The organism is Bifidobacterium catenulatum PV20-2, from assembly GCF_000800455.1.
In the GTDB taxonomy this organism is placed as follows: domain Bacteria; phylum Actinomycetota; class Actinomycetes; order Actinomycetales; family Bifidobacteriaceae; genus Bifidobacterium; species Bifidobacterium kashiwanohense_A.
In genome coordinates this window covers 1,128,059-1,145,973 of the sequence record NZ_CP007456.1, presented here as the reverse complement: position 1 = coordinate 1,145,973, position 17,915 = coordinate 1,128,059, and the positions used below count along the sequence as shown (strand labels likewise).

Annotated in this window: 11 protein-coding genes; all 11 read right to left on the bottom strand. The window is 58.5% G+C overall.

The annotated features are described in order from the left end of the window. Positions 1–6: 6 nt before the first annotated feature. Positions 7–5,205, bottom strand: coding sequence for a hypothetical protein (locus AH68_RS10975; RefSeq protein ID WP_052189162.1), 5,199 nt, complete (start codon positions 5,203–5,205; stop codon positions 7–9). A gap of 87 nt (positions 5,206–5,292) precedes the next feature. Beyond that, entirely contained in the window at positions 5,293–6,921 is a 1,629-nt protein-coding gene (locus tag AH68_RS05050; protein ID WP_236682459.1) for a hypothetical protein, read from the bottom strand. Continuing rightward, on the bottom strand, positions 6,921–7,853 hold the full coding sequence (locus tag AH68_RS05045) for a hypothetical protein (protein ID WP_039198203.1): 933 nt from the start codon (positions 7,851–7,853) through the stop codon (positions 6,921–6,923). Before AH68_RS05045 ends, AH68_RS05050 begins: the two co-directional genes overlap by 1 nt. A 9-nt stretch (positions 7,854–7,862) precedes the next feature. Beyond that, on the bottom strand, positions 7,863–8,837 hold the full coding sequence (locus AH68_RS05040; RefSeq protein ID WP_039198202.1) for a hypothetical protein: 975 nt from the start codon (positions 8,835–8,837) through the stop codon (positions 7,863–7,865). Beyond that, on the bottom strand, positions 8,834–14,857 hold the full coding sequence (locus AH68_RS10080; protein WP_052189161.1) for a hypothetical protein: 6,024 nt from the start codon (positions 14,855–14,857) through the stop codon (positions 8,834–8,836). Before AH68_RS10080 ends, AH68_RS05040 begins: the two co-directional genes overlap by 4 nt. A gap of 66 nt (positions 14,858–14,923) precedes the next feature. Then, positions 14,924–15,226 (bottom strand): hypothetical protein, encoded by a 303-nt coding sequence (locus AH68_RS05030; protein WP_144245706.1) that lies wholly within the window; start codon positions 15,224–15,226, stop codon positions 14,924–14,926. Positions 15,227–15,312: 86 nt separating this feature from the next. After that, positions 15,313–15,765: a hypothetical protein gene (locus AH68_RS05025; protein ID WP_039198200.1), complete on the bottom strand. Its 453-nt coding sequence runs from the start codon at positions 15,763–15,765 to the stop codon at positions 15,313–15,315. 125 nt (positions 15,766–15,890) lie between these two features. Further along, entirely contained in the window at positions 15,891–16,487 is a 597-nt protein-coding gene (locus AH68_RS05020) for a phage tail tube protein (protein ID WP_052189160.1), read from the bottom strand. Between the two features lie 62 nt (positions 16,488–16,549). Further along, on the bottom strand, positions 16,550–17,041 hold the full coding sequence (locus AH68_RS05015; protein WP_039198198.1) for a hypothetical protein: 492 nt from the start codon (positions 17,039–17,041) through the stop codon (positions 16,550–16,552). Next, entirely contained in the window at positions 17,041–17,382 is a 342-nt protein-coding gene (locus AH68_RS05010) for a hypothetical protein (RefSeq protein WP_039198195.1), read from the bottom strand. Before AH68_RS05010 ends, AH68_RS05015 begins: the two co-directional genes overlap by 1 nt. Beyond that, positions 17,363–17,914 (bottom strand): hypothetical protein, encoded by a 552-nt coding sequence (locus AH68_RS10075; RefSeq protein WP_052189159.1) that lies wholly within the window; start codon positions 17,912–17,914, stop codon positions 17,363–17,365. Before AH68_RS10075 ends, AH68_RS05010 begins: the two co-directional genes overlap by 20 nt. Between the last annotated feature and the right edge of the window lies 1 nt (position 17,915).

Genomic DNA, 17,915 nt, shown 5'->3' with positions numbered 1-17,915 from the left:
CTCCAATCATTTGACCAGATAGGCGAGGTATTCCGCATACACGTCGACGGGGCACGGCTGGTCGGCGTTATACAGTTTCATTGTGAAGCCGCTCTGCCCGCCCGTATTGCACGGATGTGCGATGATGCCGGCCCATTCCGAATCCGCGTTCGCGACCACGAAATAGCGGCCGTATTTCGCCGGACTGAGCGTGCAGGTGACCTGCGCCGCTGCGCCGGTCGCGATGCGCTGGCCGGGATTCGGCCACCATGCCTTCCACGCGGCAGTGGACTGGAAGGTCTGACGGTTCGTGATGCCGCTGAGAAAGCCACCGAACGACAGGTATCCGGTCGCGATGTTCGCTCCGATTCCGACATAACCGTTCGCGTCTTGCGCGTGGAGCCAGAACTCCGAACCGTTCGCACTGTCGCCGGTTAAAGTGAGCGTTGCGCTGCTTTTTTTGCTCATGTCGGGCTCGTCGTAATTCGTGTTCGCCGTTGCCTTCACAGTGGATGTGACGCCGCCGCTGCCGGTGCCGCCCCTCTTGCGTGGCTTGGACTGGAGTCGCAGGAAGGCGGCCGGATCGTTCTTCGTGATGTGTCCGCTCCACAAGTCCAATTCGCTCATCGAGCCGACCTGATTCGACTGGATGGCGGACGCGACCGTCGGATGACTGTAGTAGGCGGTGGAACCGTTGTAGGCTGGGAATTCCAATCCGTCGCCGGTAAAAGTCTCCGAACCTCCGATGATGTACGACTGGTAGTCCGGGCTGATGCGCACGCGATGACCGCTCGTGCGGGTCTGGAACGTGCCGGAAAGCAGATTATCGGTACCGTTCAAATGGACGGTTCGATTGTTCGACTTGTCATAGAAGTCCAACGCTCCACCAGTCAGTTTGAAGCCGGTATTGGCGGCGGTACTCGACTGAATCGTTCCACCAGTGATCGTGCCACCGGTGATCGTGCCACCCTCCAACGTGGCGGCGGTCAGCTTGCCGTTCGTCATCAACGCGCCATTCATCTGAATGGTGCCGTCAGACTTCAACGTGAACTTCGCATTACCATTCCCGTCGTAGGCGACGAGGCCACCGGAAGTGAGCTTCAACCCACGATTCGCCGCGCTTGACGTTTGAATCGTGGAACCGGTCACGGTCACGCCACTCAAATCGGAACCCGACTGGATGCTACCCTTCAACGACAGCAAGCCAGTCTTAGCATCATAGGCCAGCTTGTCGCCCACGTAGAATCCTGAAGAGTTCAGTTTCGTCTTCCCATCCGGAGACGTGAACGCGCTACCCGTGATGACAGCGCCGGAAACCGTGCCGCCAGTGATCGTGGAACCGGTCACGGTGCCAGTGAATGTCGCGTTACCTGAAGCGGCATCCAACGTGACAGTGGCCTTGCCCTGCACGTTCCGCAACACCAAGCCACTATCGTTCAACAACATGCGCGAATTAGCGGTACGGAACTCGCTACCGACAATCGACGTGCCACTGATCGTGGAACCGGAAAGAATCTCACCACACAAGGCGACCGTGCCAGACTGCGAATCCAACACGAACGTCTCATCCGCATCCAAATCAACAGTCACCAAAACACTGGGACTGTTGTTCGGCTCACCCTGCCAATACGTGTAATACGCTTGACGTTTCCGACTCGTCTTGGACTTCGCCACGATACCGGCATCATTGATGACCATACGCCCATCGGACGTGCGGAACACACCACCCTGAATCGTCTTGCCATACAAGGCGTCGGCCCTGATGTTCTGACCGGTCACGCTATTGGCGTCAAGCTCGCCGGCCTGAATCTTATGGGCCTTCAGCAAGGCGACGGTCATATCCTCCGTGACCTTCAGCTTGCCGGTAGTGACCGAATTGGCGAGAATCTTGTCAGAGGTAATCGCGTTGGCCACAATCTTGTCCGAAGTGACCGCATTAGCTGCCAATTTGTCCGTGCCGATGGCGTTTGCGGCAATCTTGTCGGACGTGACCGCGTTGGCCGTGATGTCACCGGCCTGAATCTGGTGAGCCTTGAGCAAGGCCACCATCATGTCCTCGGTAACATTGAGCTTCGCCGTCGTGATCGCGTTCGCCGCCACCTTGTCAGTGCCGATGGCACCGGCCTGCACCTTGCCAGCCGTCACACTGTTCGCGGCCAGCTTGTCCGCGGTCACGGCAGTGGCGGCCAGCTTGTCCGCGGTCACGGCACCGGACACAATGTCGCCCGCTTGAATCTTGTGGACGTTGAGCAGTGCGACGGTCATATCCTCCGTGACCTTCAGCTTGCCGGTAGTGACCGAATTGGCAGCGAGCTTGTCGGTCGTGACCGACAAGGCGGTGAGATTCCGCGCCTGCACCGAATTTGCGGCCAGTTTGGCGGCGGTCACAGCGTCAGCCACCAGCTTCTCGGTGGTCACTGAGTTGGCGGCGATCTTATCGGCGGTCACAGCATTCACGGCCAATTTCTCGGCGGTGATCGCGTTTGCGGCGATGGTTTTCGCCCCAACCGTGCCAGCAGCGAGAACATTGTTCGCCACGAGATCGAACGGCTCGAAACGGGTACCATCCCAAGTCAACACCTCGATCACGCGGTCAGACAGTGGCACGAGCACGCTAGGCGAATTGTTCGGCTCACCAGTCCAGTAGGTGTAGAAGTCGGCAAGCAGAGACGGCGAGTTATTCTTCTCGCCCTGCCAGCGCGTCCAATACTTCTGGGTGCGCCACCACATGTCACCCGGTTTCAGTCCATCATGATTCGGCTCGTCGGGGCCACGGTAGATGAGATTCTTGCCGTCAGCCGTGGTCTGGGCCTTTTTCGCGGCGGCTTCGGCCTGATTGGCTTGGGATGCGGCATTCGCGGCGGCGGTGGTGGCCTTGTCCGCCGTGTCCTGCGCGGTCTTCGCCGCACTGTTGGCTTTGACAGCCGCGTTCGCGGCATCAGTCGCAGCCTTGTCGGTCACAGCCGTCCAAGCACTGCCATTCCACCGTTTCGGCGTGTTCGCACCACCGGTCGTATCAATCCACAAGGTCGAAGCCTTGCGCATCGACGTGGCCGGAGCCGACGATTGGATAAGCACATCCGCCTTGCCGTTCGCGACACCGGCGGCAGCGGCGGCGGCATCATTCGCCTTCCGAGCGGCGGTCGCCGCATCAGTCGCGGACTGGGCCGCACTGTCAGCCGTAGCCTTGGCCTGGGTCGCCACACTCGACGCATTGGCGGCGGCGGTCTTCGCATTGGCGGCATCCGATTTCGCCGTGGACGCATCCGATTTGGCGGAAGCCGCGTCAGACTTGGCCGCACTGGCCGACTTGTTCGCCGTGTCAGCCAATGTTTCCGCATTGGTCGCGGTCTTCTTGGCGGTTTCGGCGGCGGTCTGCGCCGCATCGGCAGCACTCTTAGCCTGACCGGCAGTCGCTGTCGCGCTCTTCGCCGCCGTCTGAGCCGCATTAGCCGTATCCTGCGCGGTCTTCGCCGCGCCAGTCGCACTGTCGGCGGTGCCTTGAGCGGTCTTCGCGGCGGCGGCAGCATTCTCGGCAGCCTTCCGAGCGTCCGTGGTCTTCGCAGCATTGTCCGCAATGTCGAGCTTCGCCTGCTCGATCTGCTTCGCATTGTTCTCCACGTCGGCATAGCCGAGATGATTCCACGTGGAGCCATCCCAGACAAGCGTGTCGATCACGCGGTCAGCGAGCGGCACGAGCACGGACGGACTGTTATTAGGCTCACCCTGCCAGTAGGTGTAGAAGTCGGCAAGCAGAGACGGCGAGTTATTCTTCTCGCCCTGCCAGCGCGTCCAATACTTCTGCGTCTTGAGCCACAAGTCGCCGACGATCAGATTGTCCTTCGGCTCGTCGGGGCCACGGAAAGTGTGATTCTTGCTGTGCGCTTCCGCATACGCTTGAGCCGCAGACTCCTTGGCCTTCGAAATCTCGCCATTCGCCGTGGTCAGGTCGGTCTTGGTCTGCGCGATGTCCTTCTGGGCCTGAGACAGGTCAGACTTCGCCTGAGCGAGCGTCTTGGCGGTCGCATCCTGAGCCGACTTGGTGGCTTGGATGTCCTTCTGCGCCTGAGACAAAGCCGCCTTGTTATCGGCAATCGTCTTGTTCGCGGCGGTCAGACCATCCTGATTAGCCTTGATGTCAGCTTTCGCAGACGCAAGCTCTTTAGCAGTGGCATCCTGAGCCGACTTGGTGGCTTGGATGTCCTTCTGCGCCTGAGACAGTTTCTGCGTATTGTCGGCCAGAGTCTCCTGAGCCTTCGCCAAATCAGACCGGCCAGCCTTGATATCAGCCTTCGCCTGTTCCAACTGTTTCGACGCATCAGCCAAAGCCGCCTTGTTATCGGCAATCGTCTTGTTCGTCTCAGCCTGCTGATCGTTAATCGCATCCTGAGCGGCCTTGTTATCCTCAACGGTCTTGCCCAACGATTTCAACGCCGCATCAGCGGTATCCTGCTGTTTCTTGACGGCACCAACACCCTGAGCGTTCTCGTCGATTTTCTTCGACGCGGAATCCAAGTCGGAACGCAGTTGGGTCTGCTGCTTCTTTAAAGCGGTTGCCGCTTCGGTGTTCGCGTCGATGTCCTTGCGGGCCGCATCCAACCCGTCACTGACCTTCTTCACCTGAGCGGCGGCATCATCCTTCGCGGAAGCAAGAATCTCAGAAGCCGCGTCATTCAAATCCTTCTGGGAAACGATGGGCGCGATGATGACGGTCGCATGTTCCGACTCCTGCGAGGCGTTCGGCTTGGACACACCATTCTCGTCATGAGCGTTGTCATAGGCTATGGCCCACACCTCAACCACGTCACCGACCGGCAGCACGCCGGTCGCAAGCTCGCCCTTACCACGCAACTGGCCCAAATCCAACGATTCACCGGTACTATCCGGCTTCGCGAACAATTCAACATGGTCGAAGTCGGCTGGAATACCACCCTCCAACGTGCCATCCCATTGGACGAACACGCATTCCGTCCTGCACACGGCGCTGATACCGTTGGGACGTCCGGGAGGAGTCGTGTCACCAACCCACGGGATGATGCCGTTACAACCCGGCAATGCTTCGCCCGAATCGGAGCCGCCGATCCAAGTCTGCGTCCCATCCCCGTTATCGACCGCGATGGTGCCGGAAAGATACGTCAACCGCATGTTGCTGTTCCGCAACGCTATGTCAGCCAACGTCAACGGAAGGGATGCGTCATCCGGCCTGAGTTCAACATGGTCTGCCACTACGCACACTCCAAAAACAGAAAACCCCACGAGAAACGTGGGGTGTCATACAAGAAAACCCCACGAAAACGTGGGGTCATGAAAAATTCAGGCGGTCGGGTCAGCCACAGGGTCGAACTTCACAGTCACCTTGCCAGTCTCATCACCGCTCATCTGCATCAAACGCATCGGATACACGCCATCCGGCAAGTCGGGGAAACCGTCAATCGCAATATCGAACATCTCCCCCGGCCAGAAACTCCCAAGCGGATGCAACGGCAATCCCATCGCATCACTATCGTCAACGTTGATCTCACCGGACAATTGCATCAAGGGCTTGCGGTTCGCGTTCAACAACCCGTTGGCCGTGGACGCCAGCAGTTCGTAGGTCTTAGAATCGGTGCTGCTGACCGTGGTCTCACGCAGCGGGTACGGGTCCTCACGGTTCACCAGAGTCAGATCCTCGCTCTGGCAGCACATCGTGCCCGAGTCGGTGCCCGCTCCGGTGGCGTACACGCGCATGAACGGTGCGGCTCGGTCTATCTTCACGTTCTCCAACGTTCCCCCGGATGGCGAGCACGACAACGACAGGCGCTTGTCCTGATTCAGGTACACGTCGCCGTCAGAACCGGCGAGGAACCGGAACCGGATGTGCTGTGAATCCGACAGATAGGGGCGGAACTGCATATCGGGACCGTCATCGCTGTTGGCGATGCTCTTGAGAATATCCGAGCAGCGGTGGTTCGAGATGTTGAAGTCCTTGTATTCCGCGACGGTCTGACGGGGCAGTATCGTCTTATGCGGGCCATCCGTACTTGTGGCGCTGCCTGTCTGCTTGCCGTTCCCGTCGAACGAATACACCGTGGTCGTGGTGGTCACGGTCCGCTCGCTGTAGTCAGCGTAGTTCTTCGTGACTGTCTTCTTCGTCACCGTGGTCTGCGCCACGGTGATGGTCCTAGTGGTCGTATGCTGCTTCGTGACCGTGCCCTTGCGGGTCGTATACGAATACGGCTTGGTCTCCGTGACCTGCTTCGTCTTCCTGGTCACATGCTGTTCCGTGATGGTGGTCGTATCCCCGTCCACCACGGTCTCCACATACCCGTCCGCCGTGTTCACACGCTTCTTGCTTTTCTGCTTCGGCGCGTTCTTATCATCCGTCGAACCATCCGAAGGCAGCGAATGCGTGCCGGTCTCGTTCAAGTACGGCAGATCGATGGGCAACGAACCGCCAGGCTTCACCTCAGTGCACTGGCGGATCACCTCGCACGCCAAAGCGCGCCAGCTCAGATTCTCCCACCGATACGATTTCCTGGACGTATGCCCAGCATCCATGCCAAACGAACCCTCATGCACTAGATACCGGTCTTCCAGCAATCCCATCATCGACACGTAGGGGACGCTCACATCGTTCCAACTGGACGTGCGCACGCCCAACGCCCCCGCCAATACAGGCGTACCCAGCGAGGCTATGTCATCGAGCGTGCTTTTCCAGAACAATGCGATGCCACGCTTGTACGGCTGCAACGCGCTTGCACGCGCGGCGGGCGTGGTGCCCGGAATCTGACTCCACGGCAATTCCAAACCGGTCAGCTCGTCATCGCCCACGCCCTTGCCATGCTGGCTCGTGGTGCTGAAGCTCGAATCTGAGACCGTCATCGACCATGAGAACGACGGAACGTCGATGCTCTGCGCGATCTGCCCAGTAAGCGTGTCATACAGGAACGCGTTCCACGCCATCAGACCACCTGCCCCCTGTCCCAGATGATGAATCGCCTGCCGCACCACAGGGCGTTATTGTCACCCTGCGAAGCGTTGTAGTGGAACACCGGCGCGTTGCCGTACTGAAGCCACGTGCGCAGGCGCGCCGTGTGGTGACCCTTGTTCACCGCCGTCACGTAACTGGTCTCGTGCGTCTCCCACGCACCATAGGAAACGAAGTTCGCGCACGAGTGGTCCAGATCCTTGCCATCGATCTGAAAGCCTACCGCCCATTCCGTGCGATGCGACATGTCAGACCACGAAGTCGCACCGGCCGAGCTGAGGTTGCATTTGAACGACAGTTCCAACATGCGGTCAGATGGAAGACTGAACTCGATCTCCTGCTCGAAATAGTATCTCCCCACCGTCGAATCGCCGGTCATGTCACGCCGATCCCAATTCTCGCCAATCTTGCCGAGACTCGCGCCATACGGTATCGCATAGTCGGCGCTCCACATTTGAACCGCTGAAGCGGTGGAAGAGGCTCCGGCTGGCATCTTCATCTTCCTCAACATCGTCGCGCCAGCCGGAATGGTCGGCTCAGCCAAACTAGCCGAAGGAGAACCCTGAGTGACGCCCACCGTCACGTAATTGTCCGAATCCTTGTACTCCATCAGATTATGGGCTTGAATCCATACGATGTCGATACGCGGATTGGAAGGGTCGCCAGCCGCCACGGCGGGAGTCTGACCACCCTCGAAATAAGCCAACGTCTTACCATCAGCCGACCCACGCGAACACACGGCAACACCAGCGCTAACGTTATACCGCAGGTCACTCCGGCCTGTCACGTTCAACCCGTCAACCAAACCCGTATTAGCCCACTGGGCACCCAAAATACGACGATGCACAAGCGGAGTCACACCAACACCATTCGTATCCGGTGACACTCCCAAAGCAACCGTGCTCATTCAAACTCCTTACATATAGGTGTCGCGCACACTGCAATCAACGAAACCATTACCAAGATTCGACAAGACCACACGAAGCGAACCACCAGCCGGAATCGTCGGAAAACCACGCCGGGACAATTGCCGACTCGCATCCTGGCCACCCAACTGGGCGGTACGACTCCGACAATCCAAAACCAACGGCACATCACGCACCGTCTGATCGCACACAATCGACTGTTGGGTTCCCGGAAAATCCAAACGCACGCCATCCATAGGACCATGCACGATGAACGTCGGATATGCGCGGGAAGTGCCGCGATTGTACAACAATCCGACGTTCGACCCGACGCCATCCAATTTCAACCCATAATTCAACGGGTAAGCCAATCCACGCAAACCAATATTCGACTCAGTATGCATCAGACTCGGGGAAGCGTTACGTGCCCCCTCCCATTCCGTCCAATAGCCCGGCCCATACCGCAATCCGACAGCCCCACCGGAAACGTGCATCGCGCTCAACTGGCACGTATACTCGTCCATGCTCAGAATCTCAGGCCGCTCGCACGTCACAGTCAACGTGCAATCCTCCAACCATCCATCCTGAGCATACTTCGCGGACGCCTTCACAGTCGCCCTACCAGTCGCATAACAGTCGTAGCCAGCATCACGAAGCCGAAACCGCACCCTACTGTGGGCACACACGCGACGAACCTTATTGAGAAGCCGGACAACACCCTGCCGGTCATGAGCCGACACGATGAAATGCAACGTCAACACGCGAGCCGAATACAGAATATCCGACGCCCACACATCATGCGCGCCATCACCCTGACCCCGCTCGCTCATCACCGTCTTATCATCCGGCGACTCAAACCATCCCTCGACACCATCCTCCCCAATCAGAAGAACATCATCATCGGGACTCACACCACTACCACCATCGAACGTGAGCGTTTCACTACCATTCGACAGTTCGACAAGCTCGGGAAGATCAAAACTCAACGCTGATACCTCCTAGCCTCAGCCAAAGCATTACGATGCAATATCGGCGCGGCAACATACAAGTCATCATTACTCCTGACAACCTTCGTGTTGAACGTCTGATTGACAGTCGTTCCAGTTCTTGCGGGAACCTGAACGTTGACCTCATACAAGCCGGACATCATCTTCTCCACACGCCCGCCAGCCGCATACGCGCTACGACTCATATCAACCGCACTACGCGCATACGACGTGCGAGCCTGCGACACCGCCCTGTCCAGGTCACCGGTCGCGTTCAACACGTTCAGGAAATTCGGGCCGACAGTACGATCAAGCTTGCTCGCGGACGCAGCCCTGATCACATGCTCACCGTTCGACAGCCACATGGGAATCGAATCGGACGTGCCAGTACCCGGCCCGCTGATACGGCCACCGGTAGCCGCACGCGCGGAACCATCACCGCTCTTACGAGTGACGACATCCACGTAACGAGTGGCAAGAACGGTGCCATCCAGCGCGCTGATGCTACGGAACACACTTTGGGCATCGGAAGCATCGCCCAGCACACGACCCCACGGGCGGGAAATCGTCGTACCATCATATGCTTTCGTTTCCAAGAACGCCATACGCGCGCCACTGTTGTCGCCCAGCACACGACCCCACGGGCTTGCTATGGTCACACCGTTGAACGCCTGAATGGCAGCGAACACGGCACGCGCCACACTGTTGTCACCCAACACGCGACCCCAAGGCTGAGCCAACGTCACGCCGTCATACGCTCTCGTATTGTTAAAAGCGTTCTGGGCGCTCGAATCATCGCCAATCACAAACGTGTGCGCGGTCGCCAGCGTGGAACCGTTAAGCCCCTGATATTTCGCCAATTTCACACTGGCGTCATCATCAGTGGCGTCGATTCTGAAACTCACGCCTTTGGCGGTCTGATTCTTCTTGGAATTGGTCTTGTCCATCTTGTCGCTGGCTTTGTCCAAAGCGTCGATGAGAATCTGAATCTGAGCGTCAGTCAACCCACCGTCACGAAGCTTCTGCTTGACGGCATCCAACTCCGGGCCAGCCTCATCCTTGGCAAGAATATTGATCTCAGCCTTCGTAAGACCAAAACCCTCAGCCAAAGACTTCGCGTTCTTGATCTTATCCGAAGCGTTATCCTGAGCGTCAAGAAGAATCATCAAATCCTTCTCGCTCGCACCGCCCATGAGCGACTTCACGGCACCGGCCAACTGGTCGAAACTCGTTATATCACCCTTCTGGACGAGATCAAGAATGATTTCCTTCTGACCTTCGGTCAACTCAAGCTGGTCGATATAATCCTGAACCTGAGCCTTCACCGAATCCATGTTCGTCAGATCGAACTTCGTGGACACGTTATCGGGAACAAGACCCATCTGGTCGGCGAGCGCGGCGGCGGCTTCGGCTGACATGCCGCATTGTTCGGCCATCTGAATGATTTCCTGACGGGCGGAATAGATGGCGTTCTTGGCTTTCTGGTTCGCTTCGGCGCTGCCGTTGCCCGCGTAGATGATGTTCTTCGCGGCCAGCAAGGCGCTGTCCGCATAATCGGCCATCATCTTGCGGTTGGCCTGGGCGTTCTTGCTGTTGCCTTCCAGTTCGTAATTGTTGGCTGCGAGGGATTCGGACAGCAGGCTGAGCTTGTCGGCGGCCAATGCCGAAACGTTGGCGACGCTATCGGCGCTGCCAATCCAATCGGACGCCACCCTCATGCCTTTTACCCATTCGGTGTGGGAGTCCTCAAGCACGCCAAGCAGACGTTCGGCGGCTTCGGCCTGCTGTTCGTTGGCGTTCACCATCTGGCCGTTCGCGCCCATGACCCACTGCTGGTCGTTTTTGATGGCCTCAAGCTTCTTGTGCATCTTGTCATAGGCGTCGTTCGTTCCGGTCGCGGCGGAATTCAATTGTTTGACGCTGATGCCAAGAGCGTCAGCCGCCTTGGACGAATCCTTGAACGGGCTTATCGACTTCTGAATACCGCTAAGACCCTTCTCGATGGCGTTGCCGTTCGGGAGCTTCCAACCGTAATCCTTGTCGGTCCAATTCTTCGAAACGGTTTTCTTGGCTTTGGAAACAGCCGTTGAAGCGTCCGCCGCGCCGCTTTGAACGTTCTTGAACGAGTCGGCGACGGTCCGGTTCACCGTCTGTGTGTGCGCGGTGGCATCATTGTACGAGCTGATCGCGCTGCCGGCCAGACTCAACGCCGTGGTCACGCCGCCAATGGCGATGCCGACAGGTCCGCCAAGGAAATCGACCACGCCGCTCAAGGCGGTCTTCAGCAAACCGGTCTTGCGGGCGGCTCCCTCAGCCGCATCGCCGACACCACGAACCAAGCCGGTGGAACCAGCGCCAGCGGCAACGCCTGCGACGGCGGAACCGCCGGCCTGCGCGCGATTCATGCGATTCAGTTTCGCAGTGGTCTCGTCGGCTGCGGCTCCCATCTGGCGGATATTCGAAACCTCGCCGGTCAGCACGCCAGCCGTCTGACCGGACTTCAGACGAGCCATCGCCCGAACCAGCTCGCTCATGCTGATCGCAGTCTCCTGCGAGGTGATGCCCAACTGGCTCAAGGTCTTCCGATACTGCAACGTGGATTCGATGTTCTGCAACATGCCACGCTTCAACGAATTGTAAGCGCTGATGCCGGCCTTGCCGAACGTCGCATACATGCCTACCATCGCCTGAACGGGCGCAGGCAGCTTGCCGAAAGCCTGAGCCATGGCGGCAGCGCCATCGGCCAACACCTTGATCGTCGGAGCCGCCGACTTCAACGTGTTCCCCAACGTTCCACCGAACGTGTCGGACAATTCGCCGACCATCGACAGCAGGCTGCCGAACGCCGGAGCGGCGGAATCAACGGCATGGAACACCTTCTGGAATCCCTCGGACACGCCGTTGCTGAAGTCAGCGATGTCATGCTTCGACTTGCCAAGCATACTGCTCACCGAGCCGATGCCGGTGGATACCATGGAACCGGCGTCAACGAACGCCTGCTTGGTGGTATCCCGCAGCTCATAGGCAGCGTCGCCAACCTCACGGAACGAATCATGGAACTTGCCCGAAGCCTGCTTCGCACCATCGGCCCACGCGGCCAACGTGGCTTGGAACTTCACGCCGTTCACGGCCCTGTCTGCACGACTCAAAGCGTCGGAGAACTTCTCGATGCCATTCTCGCCCTCGGCCAACGTGCCGAACGTGCCCTTGAGGATGCCACCAGCCGACTTGACGCTCGACATGAGATAGCCACCCTGCTCGATGGCCTTCTCCATGGCCTGGGTGACCTTGCCGGTACGCTCCGCCTCATCGACCCACTGCGCCATCAGCGTCGCGTTACGGCTCACATAGTTAGCCATGCGCGGCAGATACGAGCTGCTACTATCGCCAAGCCTCACAACGGAAGCGGTGACAGCCTGAACGCCAGGGTCAATCGCGTCCACGCCCTTGACCGTATTGCCAAGAATCGAATTGATACGGGACACGTATTCGCCTTGAGCGACTATCTTCGCGGCGTTCGCGGCTATCTTGCCTTCGGCGGAAGAAACCTTCTCCATACCGTCAACGAACCCGTTGCCACCCAAGGCGTTCATCATGTCGATGACCGGCTGCTTCGCCTCAGACCAGAACGAATCGGACAGCTTCTTTTGCAAGCCATCCAACTTCGTAGTGGACACGTCGATATAATCCGCGTAATTCTTCACAGCGGAATATCCGGCGCCGAAAGCAGCGGCCACACCCAACAGTGCGCCCGGAGCGGCCAAAGCCGCCTTGCTCATCATCACCAGAGAAGCGCCGGCACTGCCAGCGGTACGGGACAGGTTCAACGCGCCAGCGCCAGCGGACGCGAACACCGCGCCCAGCAGACTCCACTTCGGCACGACCTCATCGAACCTGTCGAACATGTTCACGAGCTTCTGCCACTCGTTCTGCACGCCACGGACACCCGTGGCACCAGCGGTCATGCCGCTCATGATCTTACCGAGATCAGTGCCTTTGAACTCCGCGAAAATGTCAATCGTGCGCGGGCGTGTGAAGTAAGCGAGATGGGCGCGGGCCAAAGCGGTCTCAAGATCGACATCCATATCAAGGGTGTCGTTCTTTTCTTGGAACCTCTTCAGCTCCTCCTCGGCGTGCTTCTTGTCGATATGGAGCTTCGCCGGAATCTCCGCATCGGGATTGGATTTCAGCTTCTCCGCATACCGGCGCATCTCGGCTTCGACGTTCGAATACTCGGCCTTCAACGTGACCGGAACATCGAGCCTCTTATGTTCAAGCTCACGCATGGTGCGGCGTATCTCGTCAGCGCCATCCTCATAGAACTCGACCTTCACACGCTGCGTCTCGAACCGTTCGATATCACGGTTCAGGCGGGCGAAATCACCTTCGACATCGATCTTCACCCGCGCCTTCGGATTATCCTTCAGAAGACGCTGGTAATAGGCCAGCTGACGGTACATCTCCCGCAGTTCGGCCTTCAACGTGACCGGAACATCGACGCCGCGACGTTTGAACGCCTCGATCTTCGACCTGACCTCGTTCAGATTCTCCGCGACGAAACGAAGCCGGATATCCTCACGATTACGGACGCCGTTCCTCGAATACAGGTCGGCGAGACGCTTCTGGAAATCGGAACCCTCAAGACGGGTCGCCTTTGTGACCGGACTCTTCTTCAGCTTCTCGATACGGTCGTCGATCTCGCCAAGCATCTTGACGGTGCGCTTGTACTCGTCAAGGTCGAACCAGTTCCGGTTGTTCCGCTTCATGGCGGACACGTCGGACTCAAGCTCCTTGCGCACGCCACGATACGTGTCGATAAGGTTCTCGGCCTCACGCCGCGACTCAGCGAACCGCTCGCGGGCGATGGCCGTGGAGTCAACCGGACGGGACCACTCGTCCCTAGCCTTCTTCGACTCGCGGGCCATCTCGGCCTGCTGCGCGTCGATCTCCTTCGCGAAACGCGACGACGCGACCTGCTGGCCCTTGAACCAGTCGGCATACGTCTCCTGCTTCTGATGCAGCCCCAAAGCCGTGTCACGGGCCTTGGAGAAGTTCGACAGCGAATTGCCAGCGGTGACGATGCTCTCCTCAAGGGCACGCACCTGACGGGTCATCTTCGATACACGCTTCGCATCACCATCGGACGCGATGTCCACAAGCGACGACTGCGCCTTACGGAGCCTGCCAAGCTCCTTCTCCTGAACGGCGAGCGCCTTGTTGGCTGCTGTGGCCTGCTTCGCGGCTTCGCGTTCCTGTTTCCACAGGTCGGATGTCGGGAGCTTCTTCGTCTTCATCTCAAGGCGTTGCGCGTCGAGGCGTTCGACTTCGCGGGTGGCCTTGGCGAGGTCGCCTTTCAGTCCGCGAATGTCGTTGCGGGTTTTGACGATTCGGTTGGACAGTTTCTCGAATTGGCGTATCTGCTCGTTGGAGAGGTGTTCGTTGCCTTTGATGAGTCCACGGACCTGCTGGTACAGGTCCATCTTCTTCTCGCGGTACTTATCGACGGTCTTGTCGAGGCTTGTCGCGAACGAAAGCTGTTCGGTTTTTTGGAGGGCCGACTTCTTGAAGAAGGATGTGTCGGCCAGCTCGCGGCCTTTGGCGTCGAACGCCTTGACGGTCTGGTCGAGGTTCTTTTCGATCAGCTTCGAGTTCAGCAGTCCGTTGCCACGGAGGGCCGTGTTGGTGCGGGAATTGAACTCGGACAGGCCACGGCTCAATTTGGACGGATCGAAGTCCGGTTTGAGCGTGAGGCCGCGTCGAAGGCGTTCCTCCTGCTGTTCGAACCGTTTCATCCACGGGTCGATGCTCTTCGTATTGGGTTTGAAATTGAATTGTATGGAGGCGTTCTTGCCGTTCCATTCGCGGTAGGCGCGTTCAAGCTGGGCGGTGTCAGGTTCGAATGCCGCGTTCACGTCGAGGTCGCCTATGCCGCGTGCGGCCTCCTCGACCTGACGGCGGAAACCCTTCGTATCCGCAGTGACACGAACGACGACCGTACCGGCGCGATGCTCGCCAGCCATAGGCAACCCCCAGAAAGAAAGACGGAAATAGAAAACCCCCACTGGAATGTGGGGGTTTGTTCAGAATCAGGTCATGTGGAACTTCGTGAACATGCGTTCGAAGTTCTCCGCTGTACCTTCGTTCTCCCGGCGAGGCGGCTCCTTGTCAGCGCCGGGAGGGAGCAGTGGATGCGGTCTGGCATTCTTGCCCCCGTATTTCGCGGTAATCACCGCGTTCATCATGTTGCGAACCTCAACGGCGACCATCGTCTTCGAATCCCATCCAAGCCATGGCAGTACGGTCGGCTTGTCTGTCTTGGATTCATCGGACGTGGTTGGAGGCTCGTCTTCCAATATCCGTGCCCTGTACAGGCTGTCAGGCATTGCCATCAGCCCCGCCGTGAGGCGTTCGGCGCGGGTGGGATTCAGTCTCGCGCCGGTTATGTCCAGACCATAGAAACGTTGGAAGTCGGAGGTCAGTTCGACCGGGTGGACGCGGACTTGCGCTTCGAAGCGAGCGATTTTCCCAGTTGGTCCGTGTAGAACATGAGAATCGCCTCGATGAGCCAGAACAGTTCATCCAATCCGATGCCGGTCGTCCACTCGTCAACCTTGTCCGGCTCGTCGGTCAGCGACTTGACCCAATCCAAAGCCGTGCCGACGAACTCCATACGCTCGTCGATCTTCGCCTCGATGTCGTCCAAGGACTTGGCTTCGGGGCCGTTGATGTCGGCGTTGAGCGTGAAACCGGCCATGCCGGACAGTTTGCGCAGTTGTGCGGCCTGCTTGAACGAGAGGCGTTCAGCAGGGGCCAGAGGCGGCAGAAGCGAGAACAGCGGCTCGTTCTCGCACAGTTCCGTCCAAGTCTCCGGGATACGGAAATCATCGGACCCGGTGGCGGTATTCTCTTCAACGGTCTCGTCAACCATGTTTTCTCCTATCTGAAAGCATTGAAAATCTCCTATCTTCCGTCAACGAAGAACGGGAAAGGACCGGAACCCCCGGATAGGAGAAACAGGGGTCCGGCGTCAGAGCGAAGAGGAAACAGCCTCGATCAGGACTGCTTCATCTTCGAAGCCTCGAAGAACACAATCGGCTTCTTGCCGGCGACGGTCTCCACCTCGCCGGTCATGCCCTGCTCGACGAAATCATCGCCAGAGAAATCAGGACCGCCATCGAAGGTCACGGAAACCTTGCGGAACAAAGCGCCGAAACGGATGTCCGAATCATCATCGGCGGACTCCTGAGCCAACAGGAACAGGCTGAACGTCTGCGGCTTCTTGGTGATGCCCACGCCGACGCCGCCATCCTCGTCATTGCCGTTGTAGATCAGCTTCAGAGTGTCGCCATCCAACTGCAACGATTTCGCGGTGATGGTGCAGGTCGAATCGGCGTAAGTGGTACGCAGGTTCTTACGTGCCCACGAATTATGCGTGGTCGCGTCGCCGCCATCGAACGAGAACGAAATCTTGTTGTCGGCGGAAGTATGCCCCAGATTCTTCCAAGCGCCACCACCACTGCCCTCTGCTGGAATGGTGTCCGAGTTCAACTTGAACGCCTTAGCGCCGTTAGCCGGGAGAGCGGTTCCGACCGGAGCGTAGAACAAAGTGCCGTAAGTGGCAATCAAAGTAGCGTCGTCATTAAACGCCATCTCATATCTCCTTACAAAAAAGCCCCGCACATGGCGAGGCTTGAAAACGAAAAAACGGAAAATCATCCAACGCGAAGCGAATCCTCCGCGCGGACGGTGAACGAGGAAGCGGAATACTGCTTCACCTTCTTGCCCGTGGCCTGCTTGCCACCGGCGCTCTTGCCAAAACCGGGATTGCCGACAATCCGAATCACACGGCCATAATCGGTACGTCCGTAACGCGGCCACTGCATGATCTGCTGGTACACTTCCTGCGCCAAGCCGAAAGAGCGGTCGGCGTCGTTCGTGGCGACGATGATGTCGATATCGCAATCCCACACGCCGGTCGAATGATTGCCGGTAGCCATGGTCGGAGCGTTCGAATGGAACAACACGATGTTCGAGAACGAGGCCCACGCATCGACATCCACATCGACCTCGTTGAGCACATGCACGTCAGGCCAATGCGCATTGTCAGTGAAACCAGCGGTCAGAAGCGTGTACACGAGCGAATCGAAGTCAACCATCGGACGCTCCTGCGGGTAACGCTCGTAATCAGGCTGAATCAGCGGCATCAGACACCACCGTTCATACGGGCCGCGTCACGCATCACATGATGGCCCTCGACCCAATGGCGGCGCTGCACGTTCCATGCGCCCCACTCATGCTCGACGGCCACATTCGACCCGTCACGCCCCTCCACGTCAAGGCACACGTCGGTGTCGATGCCGTGGTAACGCTTCTCAAGACTCAGGTCCTTCGCGACCGGAATACCCGGGTCGCGGCCCTCGGCGCGCGCGGTTGCAAGCATCCTCGCATCCGCAAGCACCTCGTCGGCCTTCTCCGACGTGGCCTGCGGGCCGAACCATTCGGCCACCTTCGTGCTCAGATCACGGTCAATGAAAACTCTTGCCATCGGCCTCACCCCACACATGGTCGTCAGGGTCCGGTGCGGGAGGCTTCGGACGCAACCCCACAGGAATCTGCGAATAGTCGGCGTTACGCCGAATATGCATCTCATAGTGTGGAACCTCGCCATGCTGACGGAACGTCGGAGCGCCGTCAACGTCGTAGCAGTCGCCCTGATACCAGACCTCCGTATGGATATCGCCATGCCATTCCACGGCAGCGACCTGAGACGGCGTGACCTCACGCAAACCACCCCAAGTCTGCGGCGACTTATCCTCGGCACCGGAAATGGAAAACATGCCGGCCTGCTGCTCGCGGCCCTCGATGGAACACCAGCACCAGTAAGCCTTGCCGGGCACATACGTCGTGCCATGAGGCCCACGACGGACCGTGTACAACACGACGATCACCTTGTCCCGATACAGAATCGAATCAGGCTTCACCCAAGGAACCGTGACATCCTTGTAAGGATGCTCCACAACGGCATCGGAGCCGGACTTATCGTAAGGATGCCCCAAATCCCATGTTTCACGAGACATA

Excerpts from the sequence above, each read along its gene's own strand:
- AH68_RS05050 (WP_236682459.1), bottom strand. The coding sequence starts at position 6,921 with ATGGCGTGGAACGCGTTCCTGTATGACACGCTTACTGGGCAGATCGCG.
- AH68_RS05045 (WP_039198203.1), bottom strand. The coding sequence starts at position 7,853 with ATGAGCACGGTTGCTTTGGGAGTGTCACCGGATACGAATGGTGTTGGT.
- AH68_RS10080 (WP_052189161.1), bottom strand. The coding sequence starts at position 14,857 with ATGGCTGGCGAGCATCGCGCCGGTACGGTCGTCGTTCGTGTCACTGCG.
- AH68_RS05030 (WP_144245706.1), bottom strand. The coding sequence starts at position 15,226 with ATGGCAATGCCTGACAGCCTGTACAGGGCACGGATATTGGAAGACGAG.
- AH68_RS05025 (WP_039198200.1), bottom strand. The coding sequence starts at position 15,765 with ATGGTTGACGAGACCGTTGAAGAGAATACCGCCACCGGGTCCGATGAT.
- AH68_RS05020 (WP_052189160.1), bottom strand. The coding sequence starts at position 16,487 with ATGGCGTTTAATGACGACGCTACTTTGATTGCCACTTACGGCACTTTG.
- AH68_RS05015 (WP_039198198.1), bottom strand. The coding sequence starts at position 17,041 with ATGCCGCTGATTCAGCCTGATTACGAGCGTTACCCGCAGGAGCGTCCG.
- AH68_RS05010 (WP_039198195.1), bottom strand. The coding sequence starts at position 17,382 with ATGGCAAGAGTTTTCATTGACCGTGATCTGAGCACGAAGGTGGCCGAA.
- AH68_RS10075 (WP_052189159.1), bottom strand. The coding sequence starts at position 17,914 with ATGTCTCGTGAAACATGGGATTTGGGGCATCCTTACGATAAGTCCGGC.